This is a genomic window from Pseudoalteromonas sp. APC 3691 (assembly GCF_030408135.1).
GTDB lineage: Bacteria > Pseudomonadota > Gammaproteobacteria > Enterobacterales > Alteromonadaceae > Pseudoalteromonas.
The window spans coordinates 77,816-100,447 of record NZ_JASDCB010000006.1; the positions used below are offsets into that span (position 1 = coordinate 77,816).

Annotated in this window: 23 protein-coding genes, 1 tRNA gene and 1 pseudogene; 4 read left to right on the forward strand and 21 right to left on the reverse strand. The window is 38.8% G+C overall.

The genetic code is table 11. The annotated features are described in order from the left end of the window. Nucleotides 1–28: 28 nt before the first annotated feature. Nucleotides 29–1,222: a flagellar assembly protein FlgT gene (locus QL998_RS03540; RefSeq protein ID WP_024606235.1), complete on the forward strand. Its 1,194-nt coding sequence runs from the start codon at nt 29–31 to the stop codon at nt 1,220–1,222. On the opposite strand, the gene QL998_RS03545 is transcribed toward QL998_RS03540, so the two are convergent. Beyond that, entirely contained in the window at nt 1,219–2,118 is a 900-nt protein-coding gene (locus QL998_RS03545) for a LysR substrate-binding domain-containing protein (RefSeq protein ID WP_010553232.1), read from the reverse strand. The genes QL998_RS03540 and QL998_RS03545 overlap by 4 nt on opposite strands. 112 nt (nt 2,119–2,230) lie before the next feature. Between QL998_RS03545 and QL998_RS03550 the strand changes: the two genes are divergently transcribed. From QL998_RS03550 to QL998_RS03560, 3 genes are all read left to right on the forward strand, one after another. Continuing rightward, nucleotides 2,231–2,959 (forward strand): glutathione peroxidase, encoded by a 729-nt coding sequence (locus tag QL998_RS03550; RefSeq protein ID WP_182197078.1) that lies wholly within the window; start codon nt 2,231–2,233, stop codon nt 2,957–2,959. A 70-nt stretch (nt 2,960–3,029) separates the two neighbouring features. Beyond that, nucleotides 3,030–4,478, forward strand: a complete 1,449-nt coding sequence (locus tag QL998_RS03555) for a dihydrolipoyl dehydrogenase (protein WP_182197076.1) — start codon at nt 3,030–3,032, stop codon at nt 4,476–4,478. A 628-nt stretch (nt 4,479–5,106) separates the two neighbouring features. Beyond that, nucleotides 5,107–5,310 carry a hypothetical protein gene (locus QL998_RS03560; protein WP_290192153.1) on the forward strand — a complete coding sequence of 68 codons (204 nt, stop codon included), beginning with the start codon at nt 5,107–5,109 and terminating at the stop codon, nt 5,308–5,310. A gap of 99 nt (nt 5,311–5,409) precedes the next feature. On the opposite strand, the gene QL998_RS03565 is transcribed toward QL998_RS03560, so the two are convergent. From QL998_RS03565 to QL998_RS03660, 20 genes and pseudogenes are all read right to left on the reverse strand, one after another. Next, the gene (locus tag QL998_RS03565; protein WP_290192154.1) at nt 5,410–5,850 is read right to left on the reverse strand and encodes a hypothetical protein; all 441 of its coding nucleotides are present in this window, start codon (nt 5,848–5,850) and stop codon (nt 5,410–5,412) included. A gap of 293 nt (nt 5,851–6,143) precedes the next feature. Beyond that, nucleotides 6,144–6,341, reverse strand: coding sequence for a hypothetical protein (locus QL998_RS03570; protein ID WP_290192155.1), 198 nt, complete (start codon nt 6,339–6,341; stop codon nt 6,144–6,146). 188 nt (nt 6,342–6,529) lie between these two features. Beyond that, nucleotides 6,530–7,018 carry a hypothetical protein gene (locus tag QL998_RS03575; RefSeq protein ID WP_290192156.1) on the reverse strand — a complete coding sequence of 163 codons (489 nt, stop codon included), beginning with the start codon at nt 7,016–7,018 and terminating at the stop codon, nt 6,530–6,532. Continuing rightward, complete coding sequence (locus tag QL998_RS03580) at nt 7,015–7,716, reverse strand: DUF3800 domain-containing protein (RefSeq protein ID WP_290192157.1); 702 nt, start codon at nt 7,714–7,716, stop codon at nt 7,015–7,017. Before QL998_RS03580 ends, QL998_RS03575 begins: the two co-directional genes overlap by 4 nt. 12 nt (nt 7,717–7,728) lie before the next feature. Continuing rightward, nucleotides 7,729–9,522 (reverse strand): restriction endonuclease subunit S, encoded by a 1,794-nt coding sequence (locus tag QL998_RS03585; protein WP_290192158.1) that lies wholly within the window; start codon nt 9,520–9,522, stop codon nt 7,729–7,731. Then, nucleotides 9,522–10,994, reverse strand: a complete 1,473-nt coding sequence (locus QL998_RS03590; RefSeq protein WP_290192159.1) for an N-6 DNA methylase — start codon at nt 10,992–10,994, stop codon at nt 9,522–9,524. Before QL998_RS03590 ends, QL998_RS03585 begins: the two co-directional genes overlap by 1 nt. 117 nt (nt 10,995–11,111) lie before the next feature. Then, on the reverse strand, nt 11,112–13,568 hold the full coding sequence (gene hsdR / locus QL998_RS03595; protein WP_290192160.1) for an EcoAI/FtnUII family type I restriction enzme subunit R: 2,457 nt from the start codon (nt 13,566–13,568) through the stop codon (nt 11,112–11,114). A gap of 444 nt (nt 13,569–14,012) precedes the next feature. Next, nucleotides 14,013–14,897, reverse strand: a complete 885-nt coding sequence (locus QL998_RS03600) for a hypothetical protein (RefSeq protein WP_290192161.1) — start codon at nt 14,895–14,897, stop codon at nt 14,013–14,015. Between the two features lie 8 nt (nt 14,898–14,905). After that, complete coding sequence (locus QL998_RS03605) at nt 14,906–15,286, reverse strand: hypothetical protein (RefSeq protein WP_290192162.1); 381 nt, start codon at nt 15,284–15,286, stop codon at nt 14,906–14,908. Next, nucleotides 15,286–15,486, reverse strand: a complete 201-nt coding sequence (locus QL998_RS03610; protein WP_222713150.1) for an AlpA family phage regulatory protein — start codon at nt 15,484–15,486, stop codon at nt 15,286–15,288. The genes QL998_RS03605 and QL998_RS03610 overlap by 1 nt, the downstream gene beginning before the upstream one ends. A gap of 112 nt (nt 15,487–15,598) precedes the next feature. Then, nucleotides 15,599–16,678, reverse strand: coding sequence for a hypothetical protein (locus QL998_RS03615; RefSeq protein WP_290192163.1), 1,080 nt, complete (start codon nt 16,676–16,678; stop codon nt 15,599–15,601). 9 nt (nt 16,679–16,687) lie between these two features. Further along, nucleotides 16,688–17,926, reverse strand: a complete 1,239-nt coding sequence (locus QL998_RS03620) for an integrase domain-containing protein (protein ID WP_290192164.1) — start codon at nt 17,924–17,926, stop codon at nt 16,688–16,690. A gap of 259 nt (nt 17,927–18,185) precedes the next feature. Then, a tRNA-Arg gene (locus tag QL998_RS03625) sits at nt 18,186–18,260 on the reverse strand. A gap of 72 nt (nt 18,261–18,332) precedes the next feature. Continuing rightward, on the reverse strand, nt 18,333–19,007 hold the full coding sequence (locus QL998_RS03630; RefSeq protein ID WP_024606238.1) for a FlgO family outer membrane protein: 675 nt from the start codon (nt 19,005–19,007) through the stop codon (nt 18,333–18,335). Between the two features lie 8 nt (nt 19,008–19,015). After that, nucleotides 19,016–19,717: a FlgO family outer membrane protein gene (locus tag QL998_RS03635; protein ID WP_010553226.1), complete on the reverse strand. Its 702-nt coding sequence runs from the start codon at nt 19,715–19,717 to the stop codon at nt 19,016–19,018. A 13-nt stretch (nt 19,718–19,730) separates the two neighbouring features. Beyond that, nucleotides 19,731–20,324, reverse strand: a complete 594-nt coding sequence (locus QL998_RS03640) for a FlgO family outer membrane protein (RefSeq protein ID WP_024606239.1) — start codon at nt 20,322–20,324, stop codon at nt 19,731–19,733. Between the two features lie 55 nt (nt 20,325–20,379). After that, entirely contained in the window at nt 20,380–20,604 is a 225-nt protein-coding gene (locus QL998_RS03645) for an SPOR domain-containing protein (protein WP_182197107.1), read from the reverse strand. Further along, the gene (locus QL998_RS03650; RefSeq protein WP_182197074.1) at nt 20,538–20,963 is read right to left on the reverse strand and encodes a hypothetical protein; all 426 of its coding nucleotides are present in this window, start codon (nt 20,961–20,963) and stop codon (nt 20,538–20,540) included. The genes QL998_RS03645 and QL998_RS03650 overlap by 67 nt, the downstream gene beginning before the upstream one ends. A gap of 111 nt (nt 20,964–21,074) precedes the next feature. Beyond that, nucleotides 21,075–21,758, reverse strand: a complete 684-nt coding sequence (locus QL998_RS03655; protein ID WP_182197072.1) for an SPOR domain-containing protein — start codon at nt 21,756–21,758, stop codon at nt 21,075–21,077. 641 nt (nt 21,759–22,399) lie between these two features. After that, nucleotides 22,400–22,632, reverse strand: a pseudogene (locus tag QL998_RS03660) (IS4 family transposase); the annotation flags it as partial.

The window sequence follows — 22,632 nt, forward strand, 5'->3', positions numbered from 1 at the left end:
ATAGCTAACGTTTAATTGGAGTAAAAGTATGAAGTCGTTTTTATCATTGGCATTTGCAGGATTAAGTGTAACGGCATTATTAACTTTCTCCCCTTTTACTAAAGCGCAGTGGTATGAATCAACAGGCCATGCGAACGTTCAAAATGGTGATACGAGCGCAGCTAAATCTGCCGCTATAAAAGATGCGATTACACAAGCGTTAGTGTTCTCTGGCGCACGGGTTAGCTCGGTGCAAACCTTGGTAGATGGCGTGTTAATGCAAGATCAGCTAAAAATTAGCAGCCACGGCGAAATTCAAAAAATTGAACTGATCAGCGAAAATAAATACGACAATAAATTTGCTGTTACATTACGACTCGATATTTTTTCTCAAACAGAGCAATGCCCACAAAATAGTTTTAATAAGTTTGTGGCCGTTACACAAAGCCAACTTGTTCATCGTGAACATGCCAAAATGGGTCAAATATTTGACGTAAGCAAAGCGATTAGCAAAAATATTTTTACCTCTCTGCAAAAATCAAAAATGAGCGCAGTGCCTATTGCTTACTATAATAATGCAATAAGCGTTGATAAATACTTTTCGCAGCAGCACGACTATTCAAACGCTCAATTAGAAGAAATATCTTCGCGCAGTAACGCTCAATATGTTCTGCTTAGCCAAATAACCAGCCTTTCGACTAGCGACAAACTCAATAACGATTATGCATTTTGGCAAGACGAGGCGTATGAGCGCAGTTACAACATTGAGTTTGCACTGTTTGATGGCACTACCTATGAGCAACTTTGGCAAAATAGTTACCATACTGAAGCAATTTGGCCATTTGAAAAAACAACCATAGTTGACGTTAATAGTGATAGATTTTGGCAATCGCCTTATGGGCAAAGCATAACCGATATCAACCAAGCAGTAAGTTATGACATTCAAGCAGCCATGGCGTGTTTACCTACTCAAGGTAAAATAATGCATATGGAAAATAGCAAAATCGTTATTAACTTGGGTAAAGCTCATGGGTTAAAAAAAGGCCAAATGCTAAGCATTGCGCACCATAACTATTTAACCGACGCGGCAGGTAATGTTATGCCGCACACCATCACCACGCTTAATAAAATTCGTGTAGAGCAGCTTTATCAGCAAACCGCAGTAGCAGTCAGTATTGATGAAAAACCGCTACCTGGCGTGCAAATTAACGATGTAGTAGAAATAATCAGCCAAGATCTTTAGAGTTTTTTACTCAATTTAGCTTTTAAATTAGGGTGAGCCGATAACCACTCGCCCAATTGTTCTACACCAGATAAATGCGGATAATGCTTTCTGCATGCAAACACCACATTACGCTGCTGATTAGGGAATATAGGCAAGTAATCAATCCCTACACGGTCGGTACATGCCAACTTTGGTACAAATGTAATACCGTCATCCATGGCCACTAACGCTAATAATGTTTCTAAACTATTACCTTTATACTGGTTAGATACATCGACTCCTGCAGAAAAACAAAACTTTTGGGCTTGATCTTTAAAGCAATGACCATCACTTAACATTAATAGGCTGCATCCTTGAAGATCGCTCAGCGCTACTTTTTTATGCTTAGACAGCGCGTTATCGTGTGATACCGCCACTAAAAAATCTTCTTTGTATAAAGCAACCGTATGGTAATTAATAAGCTCTGGCACATCGGCTAAAATAGCAAAGTCGAGTTCCCCCTTGTTTAAAGCTTCTAAAATTGTTGCTGTTTGCATCTCAATAAACGAAAACTGGCTATCAATAAATGCCGCTTTCATCGATGTTAATAACGCAGGCAACAAGTAAGGCGCAATGGTAGGAATAATACCAATAGTTAATTTACCTTGTAGAGGCTCATTAGAAGTAGCAGCAAGTTCTTTGAGTATTTGCGTTTGTTCTAAAATAATCTCTATTTGCGTCAACAAACGTTCACCTTTAGCTGTTAAGGTAACTTGCTTGGTTGAGCGATCAAACAAAGTAACGCCAAGCTCATTTTCGAGTTTTTTTACTTGGCCACTTAATGTAGGCTGACTAACAAAACATGCATCGGCAGCTTTGCGAAAATGTTTATATTGCGCTATTGCTTTTACATATTCAAAATCTTTTAAGTTCATATTCAGCTCTACGTGATAGTTTATAACTATCAGTTTAATACAAACAAACGATTGGAACTATATTTAATTATTCACCATAATGGCTATCAACAAATCAAGAGGAACAAAAATTATGTTAAACAATATCGAAGGTCAAACGATCCCAAGTGTTACATTTGCAACTCGTCAAAATAACGATTGGAAATCAGTAACAACAAATGACATTTTTAAAGGTAAAACTGTTGTAGTTTTTTCACTACCAGGTGCATTCACACCAACATGTTCATCAACTCACTTACCACGTTACAACGAATTAGCAGGCGTACTTAAGCAAAACGGCGTTGACGAAATTGTATGTTTATCAGTAAACGATACCTTTGTAATGAACGCATGGGCTGAACATCAAGAAGCGCAAAACATTACTTTATTACCAGACGGCAACGGCGAATTTACTGACGGCATGGGCATGTTAGTAGACAAGAACGACCTAGGCTTTGGTAAGCGCAGCTGGAGATACTCTATGCTTGTTAAAGATGGCGTGATTGACAAAATGTTCATCGAACCAGATTTACCAGGTGACCCGTTTGAAGTATCTGACGCAGACACAATGCTTGATTACATCAACCCTAAGCAAGCTAAACCAGAGCCAGTAACTGTATTTACTAAACCTGGTTGTCCGTTCTGTTCAAAAGCTAAAGCGCTTCTTACAGAAAAAGGCTTTGCATTTGAAGAAATTGTTATGGGCTCAGGCGCATCACTAACAAGCCTTAAAGCAGTATCTGGCCGTGAAACCGTTCCACAAGTATTTATTGGCGGTAAGCACATTGGTGGCTCAGACGATTTAGAAAAATACTTTGCTTAATTAATAATTTTGCTCAATTAGTAAATATAAATAGGGGCACTGGTTGCCCCTATTTTATAAGGAAAAAATAATGAAAGAATTGCAAACCGACGTTGTTGTTATTGGTGCGGGTACTGCGGGTTTAAGTGCTTATCGTAATGCTAAACAATTTACAAATAACGTACTTATGATCGAATCAGGCCCTTACGGCACTACCTGCGCACGAGTTGGTTGCATGCCGAGTAAATTATTAATTGCAGCTGCTGAAGCTGCGCACTCAATCACAATGGCACCTGCATTTGGTGTACACAGCTCTGCACCACGTATTAATGGTAAAGAAGTGATGGCACGCGTTAAAAGCGAACGCGACCGCTTTGCCGGATTTGTAGTAGAAGCTGTAGATGAGCTTCCAAGCGATGACAAAATTCGTGGCTATGCTAAATTTTTAGACGCAAACCGCATACAAATAGATGATCACACCATAATTACTGCTAAACGCTTTGTTATAGCAACCGGCTCACGCCCTTCATACCCTGGCGTATTTAATAATTTTGGCGACAAACTTATTATCAACGACGACGTATTTGATTGGGATGACCTACCAGAATCAGTCGCTGTATTTGGCCCTGGTGTTATAGGCCTTGAAATTGGCCAAGCACTTAGCCGACTAGGCGTAAATGTAAAACTATTTGGTGTAGGCGGCGCAATTGGCCCACTTACAGATCCAGTAGTAAAAGACTATGCAAATACTGTTTTTGCTGAAGAATTTTTTGTAGATACCGACTCAAACGTATCTGACATGATGCAAGTTGGCGACAAAGCGCAGCTAACTTACACCGACAAACAAGGTGAAAAGCACACCGAACAGTTTGACTACGTACTTGCAGCCACAGGCCGAGTACCTAACGTAGATAAACTAGGCCTTGAAAACACCGGCATTGAACTTGATGAACGTGGCGTACCGCACGCAGACACGCACACAATGCAATGTGGTGAATCGAATATATTTATAGCAGGTGATGCAAGTAACATGCTCCCATTGCTACACGAAGCATCTGACCAAGGTGCTATTGCAGGTCAAAATGCTGGGCGCTTCCCTGATGTACGTATAGGTCTGCGTAGAGCAAAAATTGCAGCCGTATTTAGCGACCCACAAATAGCAATGGTAGGCGAAAGCTACAAGCAAATTACTGACCGATTAGGCCCATGTGGTTGTTTTGAAGTAGGCGAAGTAAGCTTTGAAAATCAAGGCCGCAGCCGAGTAATGCTAAAAAATAAAGGCCATATGCGAGTATACGCAGAGCAAGGTACAGGCTTATTTTTAGGTGCTGAGTTTATTGGTCCACAAGCCGAACATATTGCTCACTTACTAGCATGGGCTGTACAAAACAAAATGACCATACCAGAAATGCTTGATATGCCATTTTACCACCCAGTAATTGAAGAAGGCTTACGTACAGCACTTCGTGACTTAAACGCCAAACTTAAATTTGGACCAGACATTATTAACCATTGTATGGAATGTGGCCCAGGGGCATAAGCTTAGGACTTAGGGCTTAGGGCTTAGGGCTAAATAAAAATAATCAGCGAGTAAATTTATTTATTCGCTTTTTTATGCTCAACTTAAAGTGAGTGACAGCCAATCGATAATGCAAAATAGTGATATTAATTGATAACATACTTTTTCGTTGGGTTTCGCTGCGCTCAAGCCAACCTACGTATAAGCCACTCCGCCTGCGCGACAAAAACTTGAATAAGGTTTTTTATATCACGACCTAGCTTTAACTTAGTGCTGTAATATTTATTCGACTGAAGTGATAAATTGAATTAGATGTTTAAAATACAGAAGTATTAATAATCTTTTTTGAAAATGAATGCCTGAGTTAGCACTGCTACATATGTGCTAGATGAAGTTTGAATTTCAAAGCACCAACCTCGTAACTAATTGATTTTATTGGTAGCCCCTGCAACCACCATGCTAACCACTTAACTTACTGATTAATATATAAATAATAAAAATAAAAAGGAGTTAGTGTAACTTACAGTGTAACAAAAACATTTTCTCTGCGTAGGTATAAAAAACCTTCGTTATATAACTCAAATCAAAAATTGAATTTAAATATAAATAAACCTATATTTAAAGACTAATCATTCAAAGAGTTACTATCATGGACGATAAGATGAATACGGCTAGAACCATCCTTAACATAACCTCTTCAATTGAGAAAATAAGGAAAGATAAAAACGAGTTTTTCATCATCTTATGGATTGGGCTGGGCTTTTTTTCAGTATTAAAAGAGGAGCTTCTAGTCTCTTGGATTGCGGCAAATATAATCGCTGCTGTTTATGCCTATGGATTTTACAAAAAATGAGTTCAAAAGAATCAAAAAGCTATTACTTACAAATTTACAACTTAAAGAATAAAGGTTATTCAAAATACTGATAGTTATCCCCCAATAGAGATTAACCTGTCACTCTTTTAAGTTTGGAAGGTCTTTCGTAACCGGCATTTTTAGCCTGTAGAGCAGTATATAACCTTTAAACTTTTGATATAACGCGTGTAAACCTAATAAACTAACTGTGCCTAAAAGAATATCATTTTCAGATATACCTGAAAGCTCTGATATTTTAAATTCAAATAGCTCATTAATAACTGTGTATATTAAAAATAGTAACAGTAACTTGTACCCTATTGAGAATATAATATCAAAAGGAAAAAAGAAGATCTCACGCAATGAGCAAGATAACTTTTCTCCATTACTTAACTGTCCCCATAATTTGTAGCCAGTTACCACATTTTTACTACAGCCAGGGCACTTTACTATTGGGGGGCCCACAATTGGGTTTCTGCCATGATACCTATCGATCAGCTGCCCGCAAGATGGGCACTGTTTCTCTGTAATAATTGTCATTTTTTAAATCCTTTTAGAGTTATATCAAACAAATTCTCTATTTTACTTTTTAAAATTATTATTATCGCTTCGATAGTTGTATAACGATTCAGGTATCGTTTCGCTTCATCATCGGAAAAGTAATAGTTCTTTTTACAAACGATACATAATGAGTGGTATTTATCAGGCAAGTCTTTATTTTTAGGTAATATCTGTGTCACATAAATTACGGCGTGGTGATGTTTTTGACAAAACATGCAATAACTAAAACTTGTTTCAAACTTTTTTACTTGTCTGCCAAATTTAAACATCTGTTATGTCCTGTAAAGTTCAATACTTTCATTTAAGTTATCTATACATCCCACAACTATAGCTATATTGATAGTTTCAACAATCTTACATAAATTTCCTTTTTTAATAAATTCGTTTTCAAAATATTCATAAACCTCATCTTCATAATCAAAATCAGGTAAAGAATCTGCAAAAAAAATTTTTTTTTCCGTCTTATTCATAACAAACCTTAAAATCCCTGTTTACCATCAGCAGTATTTTACTAATTATTTTGTAATTAACCTTGATTAATACCTGATCCGACCGTATGATCTTCCTATCTCATCTACCAACGTTTACGTATAAGTGTAGAAGGAGTTACGGTTCCGCCTTCTTCGGAAGGCGAGACTAGCTTTTCCCCTCTCTCAGTTCAGCTTTTATTCCTTTCCCAACGCTTATTGTACTTCTTACGTTGGTGCTCATATTCAATATAAAAAGCAGTCCAGGGTAAAATAAAATCTTTTCTATCTTCTAGCACTACTAAATAACCTTCAGGCTCAAACCAAATATGTATACGCTGGCTACTGCCGCGTTTTTCTGACCATACTTTGAGTGAAGGGTCTGTACTATTGTCAATAATTGGCTTAGGCCAGCATATTCGCTCACAGCGGCGCATATCTGGTGTTCTTTTTGCTTCGTTACTGCCTTCGCTCATCATATGCCAAAACGTTGCTGACTTACCATCATACTCTGGGTGTCTTTTTAACCCTAATCGCTTACCTCTATAAACTGGTTTAGCCAAAACAAAGTCTTTTTCAAAGCAATCATATATAAAATCAAAAAAAGCATTCCAATCACCTTGGAAGTCTTCTAATAAAATGAGATCTGGCAACCACTCTGGGAGTGTATTAGCTGTCATGCTCTTGGCTCCCAAATTAACAAATTAAACTTGGTTTCCATTTGTAAGGTGTTTTTTAACAGCGCATATCCGCAACGTTTTCGAATACGCTCAATAATGGCATTTTTAGCGGTGCTTTCGCTTAATCCCCGGTGAAGATAAGACAAAGCGCCAATTAATAAGTCTGCTAGCTGTAACTGCTCTGCTTCATCTGAATGAACTTGTTGAATACGCTCTACCATTTTGCGTGAGTAGTCATAAGCGTTATTACAAAGCACATCATGTAACGTACTTATTTTTTCAGCGCCAAGCGTGTCTTTAATATCAATATAAACACGGTATTTTGATTGCGGTTTAAAAATAGCTTTTAGCATCACAAAGTACATTTTGTAATACCAATCATCATGACTTTGACCAAACTTATCATGTTCTAAAATATTTTTATCTGGCGCAACTACACCTCTAAAATGTAGATCATCGTCATCAAAAAAATAGTCAATAACATCTAAATAAAACGCAAGCTTACTGGGGCTGACCTTAGTCCACTTAATCTCAAATTGTTTTGATAAACCGTGTTTTTGTTTAATCTCACGAACGCGCTCAGCAACCTCTCGTCGCTTATCTGTAGCACACCATACTGCGCCCAGCACCATCGCTTTTTGCTTGTCATTTTCTAAGTGGCAAGACTCGTCACAATAAACGTTATATGTCTGGCTCATAATATCTCCTACTTACAACGCCTGTTCGACTATGGCGTCCGTTAGATGGAGTTTAGTGGTTTGTGCGTCGGTTAATCGGGCTTTGAGTTGATCGCAGAATGCCATTAATTCATCGACTTTAGAGACGATTCGATGTTGTTCGGCTAGAGGTGGAATTCCCATTGTCATTCTTCTAAAATCACCAACGTTAACACCAGGGAGAGCAACCCCCTTGGTTTCCCCTTTCATAAATTGTTGTCCTATAGGGGAATCAATAATAAAGCGCATGTAGTATTTATTTAACTCGGAGGAAATCGCATACCTCAATACATGCTGAGTAATATTTCCTCCTTCTAATTCGACCGGAACAAAGGCAGTTTTACCTAAAGTCCCGCCATCTTTAGCAATCAACAAATCTCCTGTAAGTAATGTCGTTTTCTCAAACTTGGCAGCTCTTTCATGACAACACTTAGCTATTCCATCTAATTTTAATTTCCCCTCGACCATATCAGTTATGCGTGCAGTCAAAACACCTTGCTCCTTCCATACCGGTTTTAATATTCCATAAGTAATAATTGTTTCAGGATTGCAAGTATCGACACACTGGCTCCACTCCCACCCACTTGGTAATTCAAACGGTTTCTCTTCGTCGGTGATTTCTGGTAATGGTTTTTGCTTTTTGATTTTTTTGTCTTTAATCAGTTGGGCTTTTTCTGCTGCTATGCGCTCTAGGAGTTTGGCGGCGGGTTCGTCGTTTGGGTTTTGTGGGACGAGTTTGCCCATTACTGCTAGTTGTAAAATAGTTTGTTTTAGCGTGTCGATGCTGGCGGTGGTTGTAAATAGCGTGTCAAAGTGTTCGCTTAAACGCTGCCACTTTTGTTGGAACTGTGCTGTGGCTTGTTCTGCTGTTGCGTTTTGCTCTGGTGCTTTCAGCAAGGCCTCTAACAGCACTTCAACTAATGTTTGATGTGCTGCAATACTATTTTCTGTTTGCGTCTCCAGCGCATCACACAAGCCCATTAGCTCATCGATTTTATCAACCAACAACTGTTGATGGCTCGTTGGGGGTAACGGTATTAAAAAGCCACGTATATCGCCCATAGATATGTTGTCATTTGTGGAGTTTTTAGCTTCTTCAATTACACTTTGTATTAAATTTGTTTGCAAAACGTACTTCAAATATCTGGGCTCAACTTCACTTAAAAGTCTAATACCAGCTACCCTCTGATTCACTAATAAAGGTTCAGAGACATCTTTTAATAACAACGACTTACCAACTGTTCCACCAGTCATCGCCATCAACAAATCGTTTTTGGCAAGTAAAAATGGCTCAAGTTTTGGCTCGTATTCGTATCTAACAATGTTTTCGTTTTTTAGCCCCCTTTCATCAAAATCTGAAATTCTTATCACTCTTGTACCGTCACCAACATATTGGGAGCTTTTGAAAGCAAAACCTCCTGTGAATACAGCTATCTGATCTAATTGAGCAAACTCCCAATTATCTGGTAGTAAATAATCAGGAACAAACTTGTTGTCGATTGCTTTTGGCTTTTTGATTTTTTTATCTTTGATCAACTGTGCTTTTTCAGTGGCTATTCGCTCAAGCAATGATGACGCAGGTTCGTCATTTGGATCTTGTGGTACTAATTTTCCACGCACTGCGAGCTCTAAAATAAGCTCACGGAGCTTTTTTATGCCGTGAAGTGAAAACTTTTTAGATGAGCCGCGACCTAATAACGATTTTTGCTCGATCGCTGTCGTCCAAATATCAAGGTGCTCGGTGATTAACTGATCGGCGTTTTTGTTAGGTGTTTTTAACTCAGCCATTACTCGCCCTCGCTATCTTTTGTAAGGGCTGCTGACAGTATGCCTTTGAGCTGATCGCGCAGTGCTTGTATGTCGGCTTGCTGCTTTGAGTAGTCGGCTAATAACTCTTCTGGATCGTGACTGATTACCTCGCCTACGTGCGAGTTTTTAATGTCGAGGTTGTAGTTACGAGCAATAATATCGTCGATTGATACTTTCCACGCTTGCTCTGTTTCAGTACGGCTGGCAAAGCCGTCTGCCTCATTGCCCCACCATTCAAGTTCGGTTTTAAATTCTTCAAACTTCATGGGTTTTGTTTTGTTGTAATTTTTAACCCCTGCTGGGTAGGGGTGCTCGTAAAACCACACGTCTTTTGTTGGTGTGCCTTTGGTAAAAAACAGTATGTTGGTTTTAATACTGGTGTACGGGGCAAATACACCATTAGGTAAGCGTACTATGGTATGTAAGTTACATTCCTCTACCAATAGCTTTTTGATTTTGGTTTTTACGCCTTCACCAAATAAGGTGCCGTCTGGCAATACTACCGCAGCTCGACCTTTAGTGTTGAGCACTTCTATAATGAGCTGTAAGAACAAGTCGGCGGTTTCACGAGTTTGCATGTCGCTTGGGAAGTTTTTTTCTATGCCGTCTTCTTCTGTACCGCCAAATGGAGGGTTGGTGATGATGACATCTACTTGATCATCCCAGCTTGAAAGCGGTTTATTTAGGGTATTGCCATGTTTAACTTGTACCGGTACTTCAATGCCGTGAAGCATCATATTAGTAGTACACAGTAAGTGCGGAAGTTGTTTTTTTTCTACGCCGTGTATTTGCTTTTGAAGTATTTGGTGGTCGTCGCCCGATTTAACATAGTTTGCTTTTACGTGGTCGAACGCACAGGCTAAAAAGCCACCGGTACCACAAGCCGGGTCCATGATTGACTCGCCTAGTTTTGGGTCGGTTACTGCTACTATAAATTTAGTAATGGCGCGCGGGGTATAAAATTCGCCCGCGTTACCTGCGCTTTGTAAGTCTTTTAGTATTTGCTCGTACAGGTCGCCAAATAAGTGGCGCTCTTTTGAGTCGGTAAAGTCTATTTCGTTTAGTTTGTTGATCACCTGGCGCAGGAGTGTGCCGTTTTTCATATAGTTAAAAGCATCACTAAATGCCTCTTTAACTACATAACCCCGAGGGTTTTTGTCTATGGGTGCGGTTAAGTTTTTAAGTTCAATAAATAGCTTATCGTTTACAAACTCTAAAAGCTCATCGCCCGTTATGCCTTCGTTGTCGGCCGCCCAATTGCGCCATAAAAACTGCTCGGGGATTGGCTCGCGATAGTCGTCTAATTCAAGCTCTAGTTCTTCTTCTTGCGCGTCGAATACTTTTAAAAATAGTAACCACGACATTTGGCCAAGGCGTTGTGCGTCGCCATCGACACCGGCGTCTTTACGCATAATATCTTGAATAGACTTAATAGCTGAACTGATAGACATAGTATTCTCTTGTTTGATTATTTTTATAAACAGCGGCTAAAAGCAAATATGAAAGCTGTTTAATTTAAATGGTTTAATGTTTGCTGTGACTAATACATAGCAACAGCAAACATAAATTTAGGCTGTTTTAGGCGCTGGCATTTGGTAAATTTCGGCTTCGAGCTCTTTAAGTGCTTGCTCGTATTGTGGTTTGCCACCAAAGCCTTTTTTTACTATTTCACTTAGGCTGCCAATTTCGTTAAACGGCGCAACTTTAAGTGCTTGCATAGATTCTATTTCTTGCACACCTACATCGGCATATTTTAACAGAAGGTTCTCGAGTACGGTGTGTGCGGTACCCGAATATTTAGTGAAATAGTTACGCTTTTGTACGTTATCTGCGCGCTCTTTACGGGTTAGTGGAGGTTGGTCGTAAACTACATGGCAAATCATATCGAATGGGTCCATATCTTTGCCTACTTCTTCCTCAAGTGCTGACCAAATAATGCCTTCTTCGGCAAGCTCATCTATTACGGCTTGTTTACGGTCTGATTCGTTCCAGCGTTTTACAAAGTCGTCCAATGAACTGAACTGCTTGCTCATGGTTTTACGGGTGTAATCTATAAATGATTCGGTAACGAGTTTGCCGTCGGTATCGTAATACTGGACTCGCTCTGCCACTTTATTAACGGTAACACCTGATACGCGGTACTTAACCATTTTGTTAGTTTCGTCGTCCCATTCGCCATCAAGTGTGCCATCGCCTTTGGGGTCGTTAATCGTGTCGTTGTTGGTATCGCTTTCATCACCGGTTGATTGATCATCGAATACGCTATCAGGCTGCTCTTCGGCAGTTGTATCGTCTTGTGATTCAAGATCAATGTCTTCGTCTTCAATATCAGTGGGCGTTACTTTTATTATTTTTTCTGGTGTGCCATCAAAGCGTTCATCGGCAAATAATTCGGTGGCTTTTTTAAAGTCGAGTATCGTAAACCAAAGCTTACCGTAGCGATCGTCAATACGGGTACCACGGCCAATGATTTGTTTAAACTTGGTCATTGATTGTATGTTTTGATCAAGCACTACTAGCTTACAGGTTTTAGCGTCTACCCCTGTGGTCATAAGCTCTGAGGTGGTAGCAATAACTGGGTATGGACGTTTAGGGTTTATAAAGTTGTCGAGCTGGCCCTTACCTAGTTCGTCGTCGCCGGTGATCTTCATCACGTATTTATCGTTTTTTGCCATTTGCTCTGGGTTTAAGTTGGCAATGGCACGGCGCATACGTTCTGCGTGATCTATGTCGTTACAAAACACTATGGTTTTAGCCATAGGGTCTGTACGTTTTAAATAGTTGGTAATGGTTTCTGCCACCAGCTGTGTTCGCTCGTCAATTACCATTGTGCGGTCAAAGTCTTTTTGGTTGTATATGCGGTCTTGTATTACTTCACCGTTATTATCAACCTGCCCTTTTGTTGGTCGCCAGCCTTGTAGGTCAACATCAAGATCAACACGTACCACTTTGTATGGCGCTAAAAAGCCATCTTCAATACCTTCTTTTAGGGAATAGGTATAAGCGGGGTCGCCAAAATAGTCAGAGTTTGATACTTCCTCTGTTTCTTTTGGTGTTGCGGTTAAGCCAACTTGGGCAGCACCTTTAAAGTAAGTGAGTATTTCGCGCCAAGCGCTATCTTCACTTGCGCTACCACGGTGGCACTCGTCAATAATAATGAGGTCGAAAAAGTCAGGGTCTACTTGCTTAAACGCTTTTTGAGATTCTTCTGGCCCCGTTAGCGCTTGGTATAGTGCTAGGTGTATTTCGTAAGCAGGATCGATTGTTCTGCCGGTAATTTTGGTCATTGACGTACCAAACGGCTGAAAGTCATTAATACGCGTTTGATCTACTAATATATTGCGGTCGGCTAAAAACAAGATGCGTTTTTTTGCGCGTGATTTCCATAAGCGCCATATGATTTGAAACGCGGTATAGGTTTTACCGGTTCCTGTTGCCATAACTAGTAATACACGGTCTTTACCAGACGATATAGCCTCTACTGTTTTATTAATGGCTTGGAGCTGATAGTAACGCGGGTGCTTACCACTACCATCGTCATAATAGGCTTGGTTTATTATAGGAAGTTGCGATTCTGTATAGCCCTTGTAGGCACAATATTTAGCCCAAAGCTCTTGTGGTGATGGGAAGTCTTCTAAGCGTATTTCGGTTTCGAGGTTATGCGCATCAGGCGTGCCTAGCTTAGTTTTATCGTGGAAAATAAAGCCATCGCCATTAGAAGCAAATATAAACGGTACATCAAGCAGCCTGGCGTAATCTAAGCCTTGTTGTAGGCCTTTGCCTACTTCATGCTTATTTGCTTTAGCTTCAATGACAGCAAGCGGCATGCTAGGTTTATGGTAAAGCACTATATCAGCCGATTTAACCGTTTTACGTACACCAAGTTGCCCACGTACGATTACTTTACCGTCACGTAGTTTAACCTCTTGGCGTATTTGAGTTATGTCGTCCCATCCTGCGGTTTTAACTGCGGGTAGAATAAACTTACTGATTATATCGGTTTCGCTGAGCTTTCTTTTATCCATAACTTAAACCATCCCTAAATACTACACTATGAGTGCGCACAACTCGTTGATTCAACGCGTTTCATGCTATTTAGTGATGCTATATAAAATACGGTTAATAAGCAAAAATAAAAGGTAGAACAAATCGTTTATTTGGTGCTAACTTTGTTCTTCTATGTAAACAAACCACTATACTTACATAGCCTTAAGGAAAAAATGTGTTCCATATTTGTTCCGCACTGTTCCGCTTAACTCTAACCAAATTCGCTTATTAATTCGCAGCTACCTACAATTTAATATTTGGTCGCTTTTAGTTAGCAGTTTATAGCTGGTGATGACATTTTATATACCATCAAATGTTTTGAAATGTTTTGATTTTGGAAAGTTTTTTGAAGAACCGGCAAACCAAAGTAAATTTAAGTTTGCCTAGGTACTACTTCATGGAGTCTTAGCTACACTAAATGTTTAGGTATCTAGCTCTCCGTAATCAGCTAACCACTCAGCATTAGTTTGGTCCTGTGGCTTTGCTTTCTTACCCTCTTTTAGTGATGCTATAGGGGGGAAGGTATTACCTCTTACCGCATCACCTTGATTACTTATATCGTAGTTATTAGAGCCCGTAGTAGTTAATGCCCGTGGTTCATTATGCACGTAGCTATCAATACACGTAGTTTGATCTTTCGCTACGCCTTGCCATGTATGGTTATTGAATGATTCCTTGCCACTACCGGATGCCACTTCACTTTGCCCCCTTAAACTGCCACATGTGGATGCCGCTAGAATGCCACCGTCTAGCCCCCTATTTGCCACTGATATGTCACCGCTTAATGCCTCAAGTATTTGCTCATGTGTAATATTTACTAAGCAAAGTGTTTGAGTATCTAGCTTACTTCCTTTACTAACTTCAGCTTGCCAAACATAATTTTTCATTATGCTTATCTTTTTATAAAGCTCGCTGGGCCTTCTAGGTTTTGGTAAGTTAGATCGATTCCAAAACTTTAATAGTGCTCCTTGAGCTGGTGGATTAAAACGCTTACCAGTTAAGCGTCCGTGCTTTGTTTTGCGGTTCAGCGATACATTAAATATTGTGAAGAAATCTTCATGGGTGTGTAGATCAATAAAACTCATTGTTAGCCCATCAAACCTATTTGAGTATCTTCCCACTGTAAATTTTAAGAACTGATATACTGGTTGCTGAACCACATCACAAACCTGCTTAAGCAAATAGCCTTGATTGCTATACAACCAACTATCTGGCACCGGCCTGCCGCTCTTGGGGATAATTTTTAATTGACCGTTAGTGATGCTAATAACGTCACCACGGTTAATTAAATCATTAAGCTTAACCATATAACCTCCTAATTCCCCAGGAGGTGGTTTATTGGTTTTAAAAGCTCACTTTTTTGTTCTGGCGTAAATTCAGCTAATTTGCGATGAATACGGCTTTTGTTTACAGCTTTAATGATAATTTCAGCAATATCTAATGAGCTATAGCTATATTTATAGTGACCACCGATACCATCTGAATTTGGTATTTTTTCACGGTTAAATTTGAAGAAATATTCACGTTCAAGATTTGTGAAGTAATTCCTTCCGCTTATTAAACCTGCGTTATTCAAAATATCTAATTCAGTTGCGCCCGCTGGGTGAGCTAGAATGTATAAATTAGCCCGCTCTGTTTTAGATTGTGGATTTTTAGGGGCTAGATTAGCGGCTTTAATTCCGCTGAAAGCACTCATTATAGTGCCTCTTTGTGGTGTTTAAAATTAGGTAGATTTACAAGCCATTGCTGAACGTCGCTTTCAAGCCAACCCACCGAATTTAAACCTAACTGCTTTCTAATAGGAAATATCCCAGCGCGCTCTTTACGCCAGATAGTTGCGCGACTTAAGCCTGTAAGTTCTGTTACTTCTTGAATACGTAATATTTTATTGCTCATTGTAATTCGCCTTGTTCCGTTATAGTTCAAGGCGAATATTAGAGATTCAGGAATAAAAATCTCGGAAGCTAACGTTAGCTTCGTCGAAGCTAATGCAACTTATTGTAAGTAATTAACTTTTTTTAATATTTATAATTTTTCTAATATGATCAGCCATTGTATTTACCTCTAATGGTGTAGGCGAGGTTTTTGTACTTCTTTGATTAACTTTACAACCATCGGGCCAATGCGTTTTAGAGTTTTCATATATAGATTCAGCTATTTGAGCAGCTCTTACTTCTCCATTTTTTAAACAATTTTCATAATTATTTGCAAGTTCATAAAAAGCAGCATCAAGAACTGATCTTCTGGTATCTTCATGCCTATTTGTAGACATAGGGCGTTTTTTAGTCTTACTCCCTTCTTGATTAATAGCTAAAGCTTGCTGATTTGATAATAAAAAAGAATTTAAATCAGGAAACACTATATCTGGATATAAAAGGTTTTCCTTAGATACTCCTTCAATCGCCTTATCTAAGTTATTGCTATATAAAGTCCACAATTGTCCATCCAATGACTCAACTCGATCAATCCCACCTAAGGCTAAATTAATCCCTCTTTCCCTTAATTCTTTCTCATCCTCACCATAAGTAGTTATTGTTCTAAAGCGATGAAAACAATATTGCCCATATTCTAAGGGAACTTTATAAATACCTTCTAAACTGTATAGATCGTCCTCATCAAAAAGTTCTGCACTGGAACTGGAACCATAAATATCTCGCTTGTGGGCAAATGAATCATGACCGCTAGTAAATACTTTTTTTTCTGTATTAATAGGAGTGTATGAAGTTACTCCATCATTAATATTCTCTGAGTAATAGATTTTTTTTGCCGCTGAAAAAACTATATCATTTAGCTTCTTAGGTAAATTTTCTTTTTCCTCGTCCTCGGCCAAGGTTAAAATATCGCCAATAATATCTCCAATTTTTCCATCTTTCATAAGGCGATCTAAATCGTTGATCGCATTATAGGGTTCTCCTATCCGGCTATAGGGAAAGCTCTTCCTTCCATGCTTCCCGTTGAGCTCAATATATAAATCAATATCGCCACTTAAATAAAGGTCGATTAATTTAATAGTCTTACTGTTTATATTTACCTCTTTATCAAATGAGAACATCGATAAAGCGACATTGAAAGTTATAAATCCTTTCATTAGACCTCCTTAAATTACTTTTAAATGCTGACTACCAGTAACAGAATAATTACCTCTACTAGCTTCTTCAATATGTTCAGACCACCAGCACATCATTTTACGTCTGCGCTCTAAATAATCAGTTCGATTATAAGCAGCGCGCACTTTATTACTGTCTACATGAGCTAAAGCTGCTTCTATAACATCAGGATCAAACCCTTGCTCGTTTAACGTAGTACTTGCAAGCGCTCGTAAACCGTGCGCAGTTTGTTTACCTATTAACCCCATACGTCTAAATGCTGCGCCCAATGTTTCACGACTAGCATGTGTTCTAGGATCTTTATCCGCAGGGAATATAAACTCTCGATGACCACTAATAGGCTTAAGATATTCGAGTATAGCTAATGCTTGCGGGGTGAGTGGCACCGCGTGGGGTTTGCGCTTTTTCATTCGTTCGGCTGAAATATTCCATAGCTTATTTTCAAAGTCTATTTCATGCCAGGCTGCGCCAGCTGCTTCTCCTGGACGAACCATAGTATGTAGTTGCCATTCAAATAAGCATCGCGTCATTAACTTAATACTCGCGTTATTCACTGTACTAATAAGTTTAGGAAGCTCTTGGGGAGTGAAGCTAGCCATACTTTCATGGGTAGCTGAGTCGAATGCTTTACTGATGCCACTTAAATTATTTGATTGTATTCGCCCAGTATTTATAGCAAATTCCATCACCTCGTTAATCCGACGGCATATACGCCCAAGTATATCTAGCTTATCAGCTGCGGCTAAAGGCTTTAATGTCTCAATAGTTTGTTGCGCCGATAGCTTACTTATAGGTACCTTGCCCAAATAAGGAAAAAGATGAAGCTCAAAACCCCTGCGTAAATTAAAAGCATACTTCGCAGTTACCTTTGGCTCTTTAAGGGCTATCCACTCTCTAACGACTGCTTCAAATGTATTTTTAGCTTCAGCAGCCTTATCATTATTAAATGCCTCTTTATGCTCTTTGGGATCTATATCTTTTGCTAATAGAGCCCTAGCCTCACCTCGGCTTTTTCGAGCATCAAATAAAGTTACATCTGGATACATACCAAAACTAATCTGGGCTCTTTTTTTTGTATAAGGTTTGGAGTATGTGAACAACCACATTTTTGAACCATTGGGCTTAACTCGTAGAGCTAGGCCTTTGCCATCAGCCAAAAGATATTCTTTATCTTTTGGTTTAGCTTTTTTGATTTGCGTGTCATTTAATGGGGTAACTAATTTAGGCATTTAACGCTCCACTGTCGAACGGGCAACCAACGCTTATAAAGCAAGAAAATATAAAAATCTTAATTCTTTCTATAATTTTCATTTGGTTACGGTTTAATGTTACACCGAAAGTACAAAATATGATCGGTGTAACATCCAGTGTAACTAAAAACTTGCACTATGGCGATACCTCTTAAAACAGAGTGAAAGCTAAAGACCTTTATTTTAATGGGTTTCAAGAGTTTTTTGGTACAACGTGAAGTGGTATGAAATGTGTTTTTGGTAGCCCCTGCAAGAATCGAACTTGCAACTGCCCCTTAGGAGGGGGCCGTTATATCCATTTAACTAAGAGGCCACAAATAAGCTGTGTGCTTAGAGGTGTGAATTATAACGGCATCTGGTTTTTTATATCAAGCGACAACTGAACTTAATTGCTTGATAAGTATATATCTTCTTTATTTAGTACATAAATTGGGATTAGTTTTCGACTACTTGCGACGATTTTTTTTGTATGCGCGTTAATTACACGTGTATTTACAACAACAGCATCATGGCGATAAATTAATGTACCCGCTAATACATGGCTCGCCATTTGCTCTTCACTAAGCTTTTCAATATCACGTGAAAAAGCAAAATCACCACGGCTATTTACATCTATTGTTTGGGTTGTTTTAAAATCAACCACGCCATAACCAAACTTTTGTAACTGATGAATTAACGTCTCAGATATTTGATTACCCAATTGATTGCTTTTAGTAAGCGATGAATCAAGATCGACCAAGGTAGTAACGGCAATATTAATATTGGTGTCGGTATCACTTTCAAATTCAAGCGTATCAACCAAATCAAGTGCCATTTGCTCTACATAGTTAGCAAGTGTTTTATGGTGCTTAAGTGGTGTGAACTGCTGAGATGGATCGTATTCAACTTGCAATTGTATTGCTTGATTACTATAAGCAATATTAAGCTGATCATTACCACCGTTTACTGTGTAATCTGTTCGTGTTGTGTTTTCGTTATGCTCATTATTATGCGTCATTGAGCAGCCTGTTAACCCAATTAAAGTAGTAAATCCAACGATAGTAATTAGTATATACGACATAGTTAGCCTCACTTGCTTGCTTGCTTAAGCATTATGCCATCAGTGCGGTAGTTACTATTAAGTGCATCAACAACTGACTGCGGAATAAAACCTTGCGCAGTGCCTACTACGGCTTTGCTTTGCAGCCCAATAATACGTGCATTTACAAGGACTCCTCCTTGACTACTCACTAATGTGCCAGCGAGTACGTATTTAAAGTTTTGATCTTGGTTAAGCTCTAAATAATCTCGACTAAATACAAAGTCTCCTTCAGGTGTAACACGCATGTAGTCGGTTGTTTTAAAGTCAATAACGGGTATGCCAAAATTATGTAGCTCGTGCATAAAGCTTTCTGATATTTGATTACCCAGTAAACTACTGTCATTAAAATCATCATCTAAAAATACAAAGCTTGAAACAGCTAATGGTGTTTTTCCATTAACATATTGCAGATTTTCAACCATGTCTTGCATTATCCCGCGTACATAATGGTTTATGTTCTTTCGCATTGGCGGAGTCGGCTTAGTATGACTATTTTTTTGAGCAAAGTCCGATTGAAATAAACGGTCATTGGATACTGGATCTGCAACATCACGCTGATTATTAACGAGTTGCGTTGTTTGGTTATTATTTTGAACCTGGGTCTCATCCGTACCTGTATTCATACCATTTAGTATATGCGAACAGCCAAAGCCCAAAGGTAAACAGAGGGTAATTAATAGATTTCTCATTTTGTGCTCCTGGTTAGTATTCGCTGCGGTATAAGTAGCCATCGCGTTGCTGTATTTTTTCATTGCCCCACATTACATTAATTGGGATCTCTGTACTGCCGGCAGACAAAACTTGTTTATTATTAATATTTATCAAACGTGCATTTACAATATAAGCGTGTTGCTGACGGGTCACTGTGCCGGTAATAATTAAGTCAATATTCTGACGAGCGCGTAATTTATTTAAATCACGACTGAGTATACTGTCGGCATGTTCTGATAAGTTTAAGTTGTTTCCCAATCTATACTCAACGGTGTTATATCCCAGTTGGGTCATTTGAGTTAAAAGACTTTCTTGGATCTGTTGGCTTAAACCAAAACCTTGCTCTGTCATTAGTTTTGAGTCGATCTTATCGGCAAGAAAAAAGCTACTTACACCAATACGTGCATTTCTACTTAGCGGCCCTTGAAGATTATTAAGTTGGGCTGTTAAGTTATTAACGTATTCGCTTACTGTGTAGGCTGCCATAGCTGCTTTGGGAGCATTAGTACTGACACTCGGCTCGGGTTGAGGCGTTAAACTACAAGCTGCTAGGTTTACAAATAATAAGGGCAATAACAGGCGCATAGTTGCCATCCTCTTTTAAATATATAAGAGTTAAAGCAATTATTATGCCTAAAGATCACTGTTTGTAAGGTTGTTGAACATAATAGCTAACAAAACATGCTACTTGTTGCTTTATAAGAGCTAAACAATCATTTTTCGCATCCGCTGAATTGCTATAAGCACCTAACTTCAATCGATAAAAAGTTGTGTTATTAACACTTACGGTTTCTACATTTATCTCAGTGGATAAGATGATATTTTGTGGTATTTTTTTTGAAATTCGCTGAGCTTCTTTTGCAATGCATTTTTATTTTTAAAAGCGGCAATTTGCAAAGCAAACAATGCCGAATCGGTTTTTAATATACTTTCGTTATTAACTACATCATTTACACGAGTATTTAGAACATCAGACTCATTTAGTTGTTTTAGGTTAGTAGCAAGCTGCGTTAATTTATTTTCTAACTTGAGTAGCTGCTCTACTTTTGGTTGAGAGCTTTCCCATTGTGCCGCAGAGCTTTTGAGCAGCTCCAAATCAGACTTTTCAATAAGAATCGGTTGCGGGGTTGCTTGAGCCATTTTAACTTGTTGAGATGAGTTACATGCAGATAAAACAAGTACACCCATTAGCATCATGCATTCTAAGCTCCGTTTTAAAAGCATTTTCCTTCCCTGAAATGACGTTGTTTTATGGGGTCATATACCCCTAAACGCATTTAATTATGAAGGGTGTATTTTATGGATAAACAGATTTTAAGCAAGTTTCTATTTTAACTACAGCTTTACTGGCTTATCAGTGTAGTTACTTACTATGCAATCGAGTTTGTACAGTTTGAATACGTCACAGTCTGCTTTTGCATTTTTAAAGTTTTGGTAAGAGCCAAGTTTCAGCCTGTAAAACATTTTGTCGTTTATTTTGGCGGTTTCTACGTTAGTCAATATTTTGTCTCTAAACAACGGTGCTGCTTTAGTATTTAGCTCTTGCCATGCTTTAGCCATACCTTGCTCTGAGTCAACCGAAGCTACCTGTAAAGCAAATACATGTTTAGGTTTATTTAATTTTACAGTTTGTTTTTTATTACTGTAATTTTGTTTGACTTGTTGGCGTGATTTAACATTACGTGTGTTTCGTGGTGAGCGTACAGACTTGCTGCTATACCCTTGATTAGACTGCGCAATAGCTTTGCTGTTTATAATATCGATATGATTTACGAGGTAAGTTATTTCTTTTTCTAATCTTAAAATTCGCTCTATGCCTTCACGAGCTTGTTGCCACTGCATTGCGGCATCTTTTAGCTGTGCAAGTTCAAGGGCTGTAATTGATACGTAGTCAGGCGAGTTACTTTGAGGTTGTTCATCAATGGTTTTTATTTCAGGCGAGACGCTGCATGCTGTACCAAATAAAAGCATTAGCAAGCTAAGTAAAAGCCGAATGTTATTTTTTTTATATATAAACATGTATTAGTTGTCCTGAAAGCAGTGTTTTTACACTACATTTCAGTTAAACATTCTCACAAGAAAGCGTTTAACTTTATTTAAGCTGTGAGCTATAAAACTTAGCTCTTCGCATGCTTGTCAGTGTTTCGTAAAACACAACGTTGCATACTCCATCCCTTCCTTGAGAGCATTATTTAATACAAATTCAATGCCAATTAACACAAACTTTACAACATAAATAACAATATGTCTGTAATGACTTAAAAACTTTTATTTTAGAGCTATTCCTTTTCTTATTTGATTCTAGGTCCTGTTGACCTTTCAGGATTAAAATTTGTTCAATCTAGGGGCTATTTAATCGCGGCGCGAGGTTTGTAACCTAGTGGGCTCGATAACTGCTCCTGCATTATTCTAATGGCTTACATCCATGTAAGAATAAGTAAAAACCGAGTAACAAAGAGTAAATTGCCCCGGGGCAGAACCCTTCGGGCAGCGCATGTTTGGCATCTATGCTACGTTATCGCCTATTTATGGGGAATAACCACACTACATAGGCTCTGCCTTGCCTAAATACCAAACAGCCTGCTGCAAATTTAACCTCGAAAGATAAACAGGCCCTGATAAAACTCATAAAAAAGGCGCCGATATAGGCTGTCTCTTGATCACAAGTCTGACTCAAGAGATTTTGCTAAATCGTAGCCTTCCAGGATGGCTTGTAACTTAAGCCATCCTTTCCATAACACTTTCACAGATGCACGCCCTGTGCGCTTGGTATCTTTCCAGCCTCCTAACTTTGCCAGTTCCTGATACGCCCATGACATATTTGGAGCAGTTTCAGGCAATGGTGTTTTTATTCTCTTTAACCACAATAACTTCCATGCTTTGGGAGATAACA

Excerpts from the sequence above, each read along its gene's own strand:
- QL998_RS03610 (WP_222713150.1), bottom strand. The coding sequence starts at position 15,486 with ATGAGCAATAAAATATTACGTATTCAAGAAGTAACAGAACTTACAGGC.
- QL998_RS03555 (WP_182197076.1), top strand. The coding sequence starts at position 3,030 with ATGAAAGAATTGCAAACCGACGTTGTTGTTATTGGTGCGGGTACTGCG.
- hsdR (WP_290192160.1), bottom strand. The coding sequence starts at position 13,568 with ATGGATAAAAGAAAGCTCAGCGAAACCGATATAATCAGTAAGTTTATT.
- QL998_RS03605 (WP_290192162.1), bottom strand. The coding sequence starts at position 15,286 with ATGAGTGCTTTCAGCGGAATTAAAGCCGCTAATCTAGCCCCTAAAAAT.
- QL998_RS03615 (WP_290192163.1), bottom strand. The coding sequence starts at position 16,678 with ATGAAAGGATTTATAACTTTCAATGTCGCTTTATCGATGTTCTCATTT.
- QL998_RS03635 (WP_010553226.1), bottom strand. The coding sequence starts at position 19,717 with ATGAGAAATCTATTAATTACCCTCTGTTTACCTTTGGGCTTTGGCTGT.
- QL998_RS03565 (WP_290192154.1), bottom strand. The coding sequence starts at position 5,850 with ATGACAATTATTACAGAGAAACAGTGCCCATCTTGCGGGCAGCTGATC.
- QL998_RS03600 (WP_290192161.1), bottom strand. The coding sequence starts at position 14,897 with ATGGTTAAGCTTAATGATTTAATTAACCGTGGTGACGTTATTAGCATC.
- QL998_RS03560 (WP_290192153.1), top strand. The coding sequence starts at position 5,107 with ATGGACGATAAGATGAATACGGCTAGAACCATCCTTAACATAACCTCT.
- QL998_RS03550 (WP_182197078.1), top strand. The coding sequence starts at position 2,231 with ATGTTAAACAATATCGAAGGTCAAACGATCCCAAGTGTTACATTTGCA.
- QL998_RS03655 (WP_182197072.1), bottom strand. The coding sequence starts at position 21,758 with ATGTTTATATATAAAAAAAATAACATTCGGCTTTTACTTAGCTTGCTA.
- QL998_RS03540 (WP_024606235.1), top strand. The coding sequence starts at position 29 with ATGAAGTCGTTTTTATCATTGGCATTTGCAGGATTAAGTGTAACGGCA.
- QL998_RS03570 (WP_290192155.1), bottom strand. The coding sequence starts at position 6,341 with ATGAATAAGACGGAAAAAAAAATTTTTTTTGCAGATTCTTTACCTGAT.
- QL998_RS03650 (WP_182197074.1), bottom strand. The coding sequence starts at position 20,963 with ATGCTTTTAAAACGGAGCTTAGAATGCATGATGCTAATGGGTGTACTT.
- QL998_RS03630 (WP_024606238.1), bottom strand. The coding sequence starts at position 19,007 with ATGTCGTATATACTAATTACTATCGTTGGATTTACTACTTTAATTGGG.
- QL998_RS03545 (WP_010553232.1), bottom strand. The coding sequence starts at position 2,118 with ATGAACTTAAAAGATTTTGAATATGTAAAAGCAATAGCGCAATATAAA.
- QL998_RS03640 (WP_024606239.1), bottom strand. The coding sequence starts at position 20,324 with ATGCGCCTGTTATTGCCCTTATTATTTGTAAACCTAGCAGCTTGTAGT.
- QL998_RS03620 (WP_290192164.1), bottom strand. The coding sequence starts at position 17,926 with ATGCCTAAATTAGTTACCCCATTAAATGACACGCAAATCAAAAAAGCT.
- QL998_RS03580 (WP_290192157.1), bottom strand. The coding sequence starts at position 7,716 with ATGAGCCAGACATATAACGTTTATTGTGACGAGTCTTGCCACTTAGAA.
- QL998_RS03585 (WP_290192158.1), bottom strand. The coding sequence starts at position 9,522 with ATGGCTGAGTTAAAAACACCTAACAAAAACGCCGATCAGTTAATCACC.
- QL998_RS03590 (WP_290192159.1), bottom strand. The coding sequence starts at position 10,994 with ATGTCTATCAGTTCAGCTATTAAGTCTATTCAAGATATTATGCGTAAA.
- QL998_RS03575 (WP_290192156.1), bottom strand. The coding sequence starts at position 7,018 with ATGACAGCTAATACACTCCCAGAGTGGTTGCCAGATCTCATTTTATTA.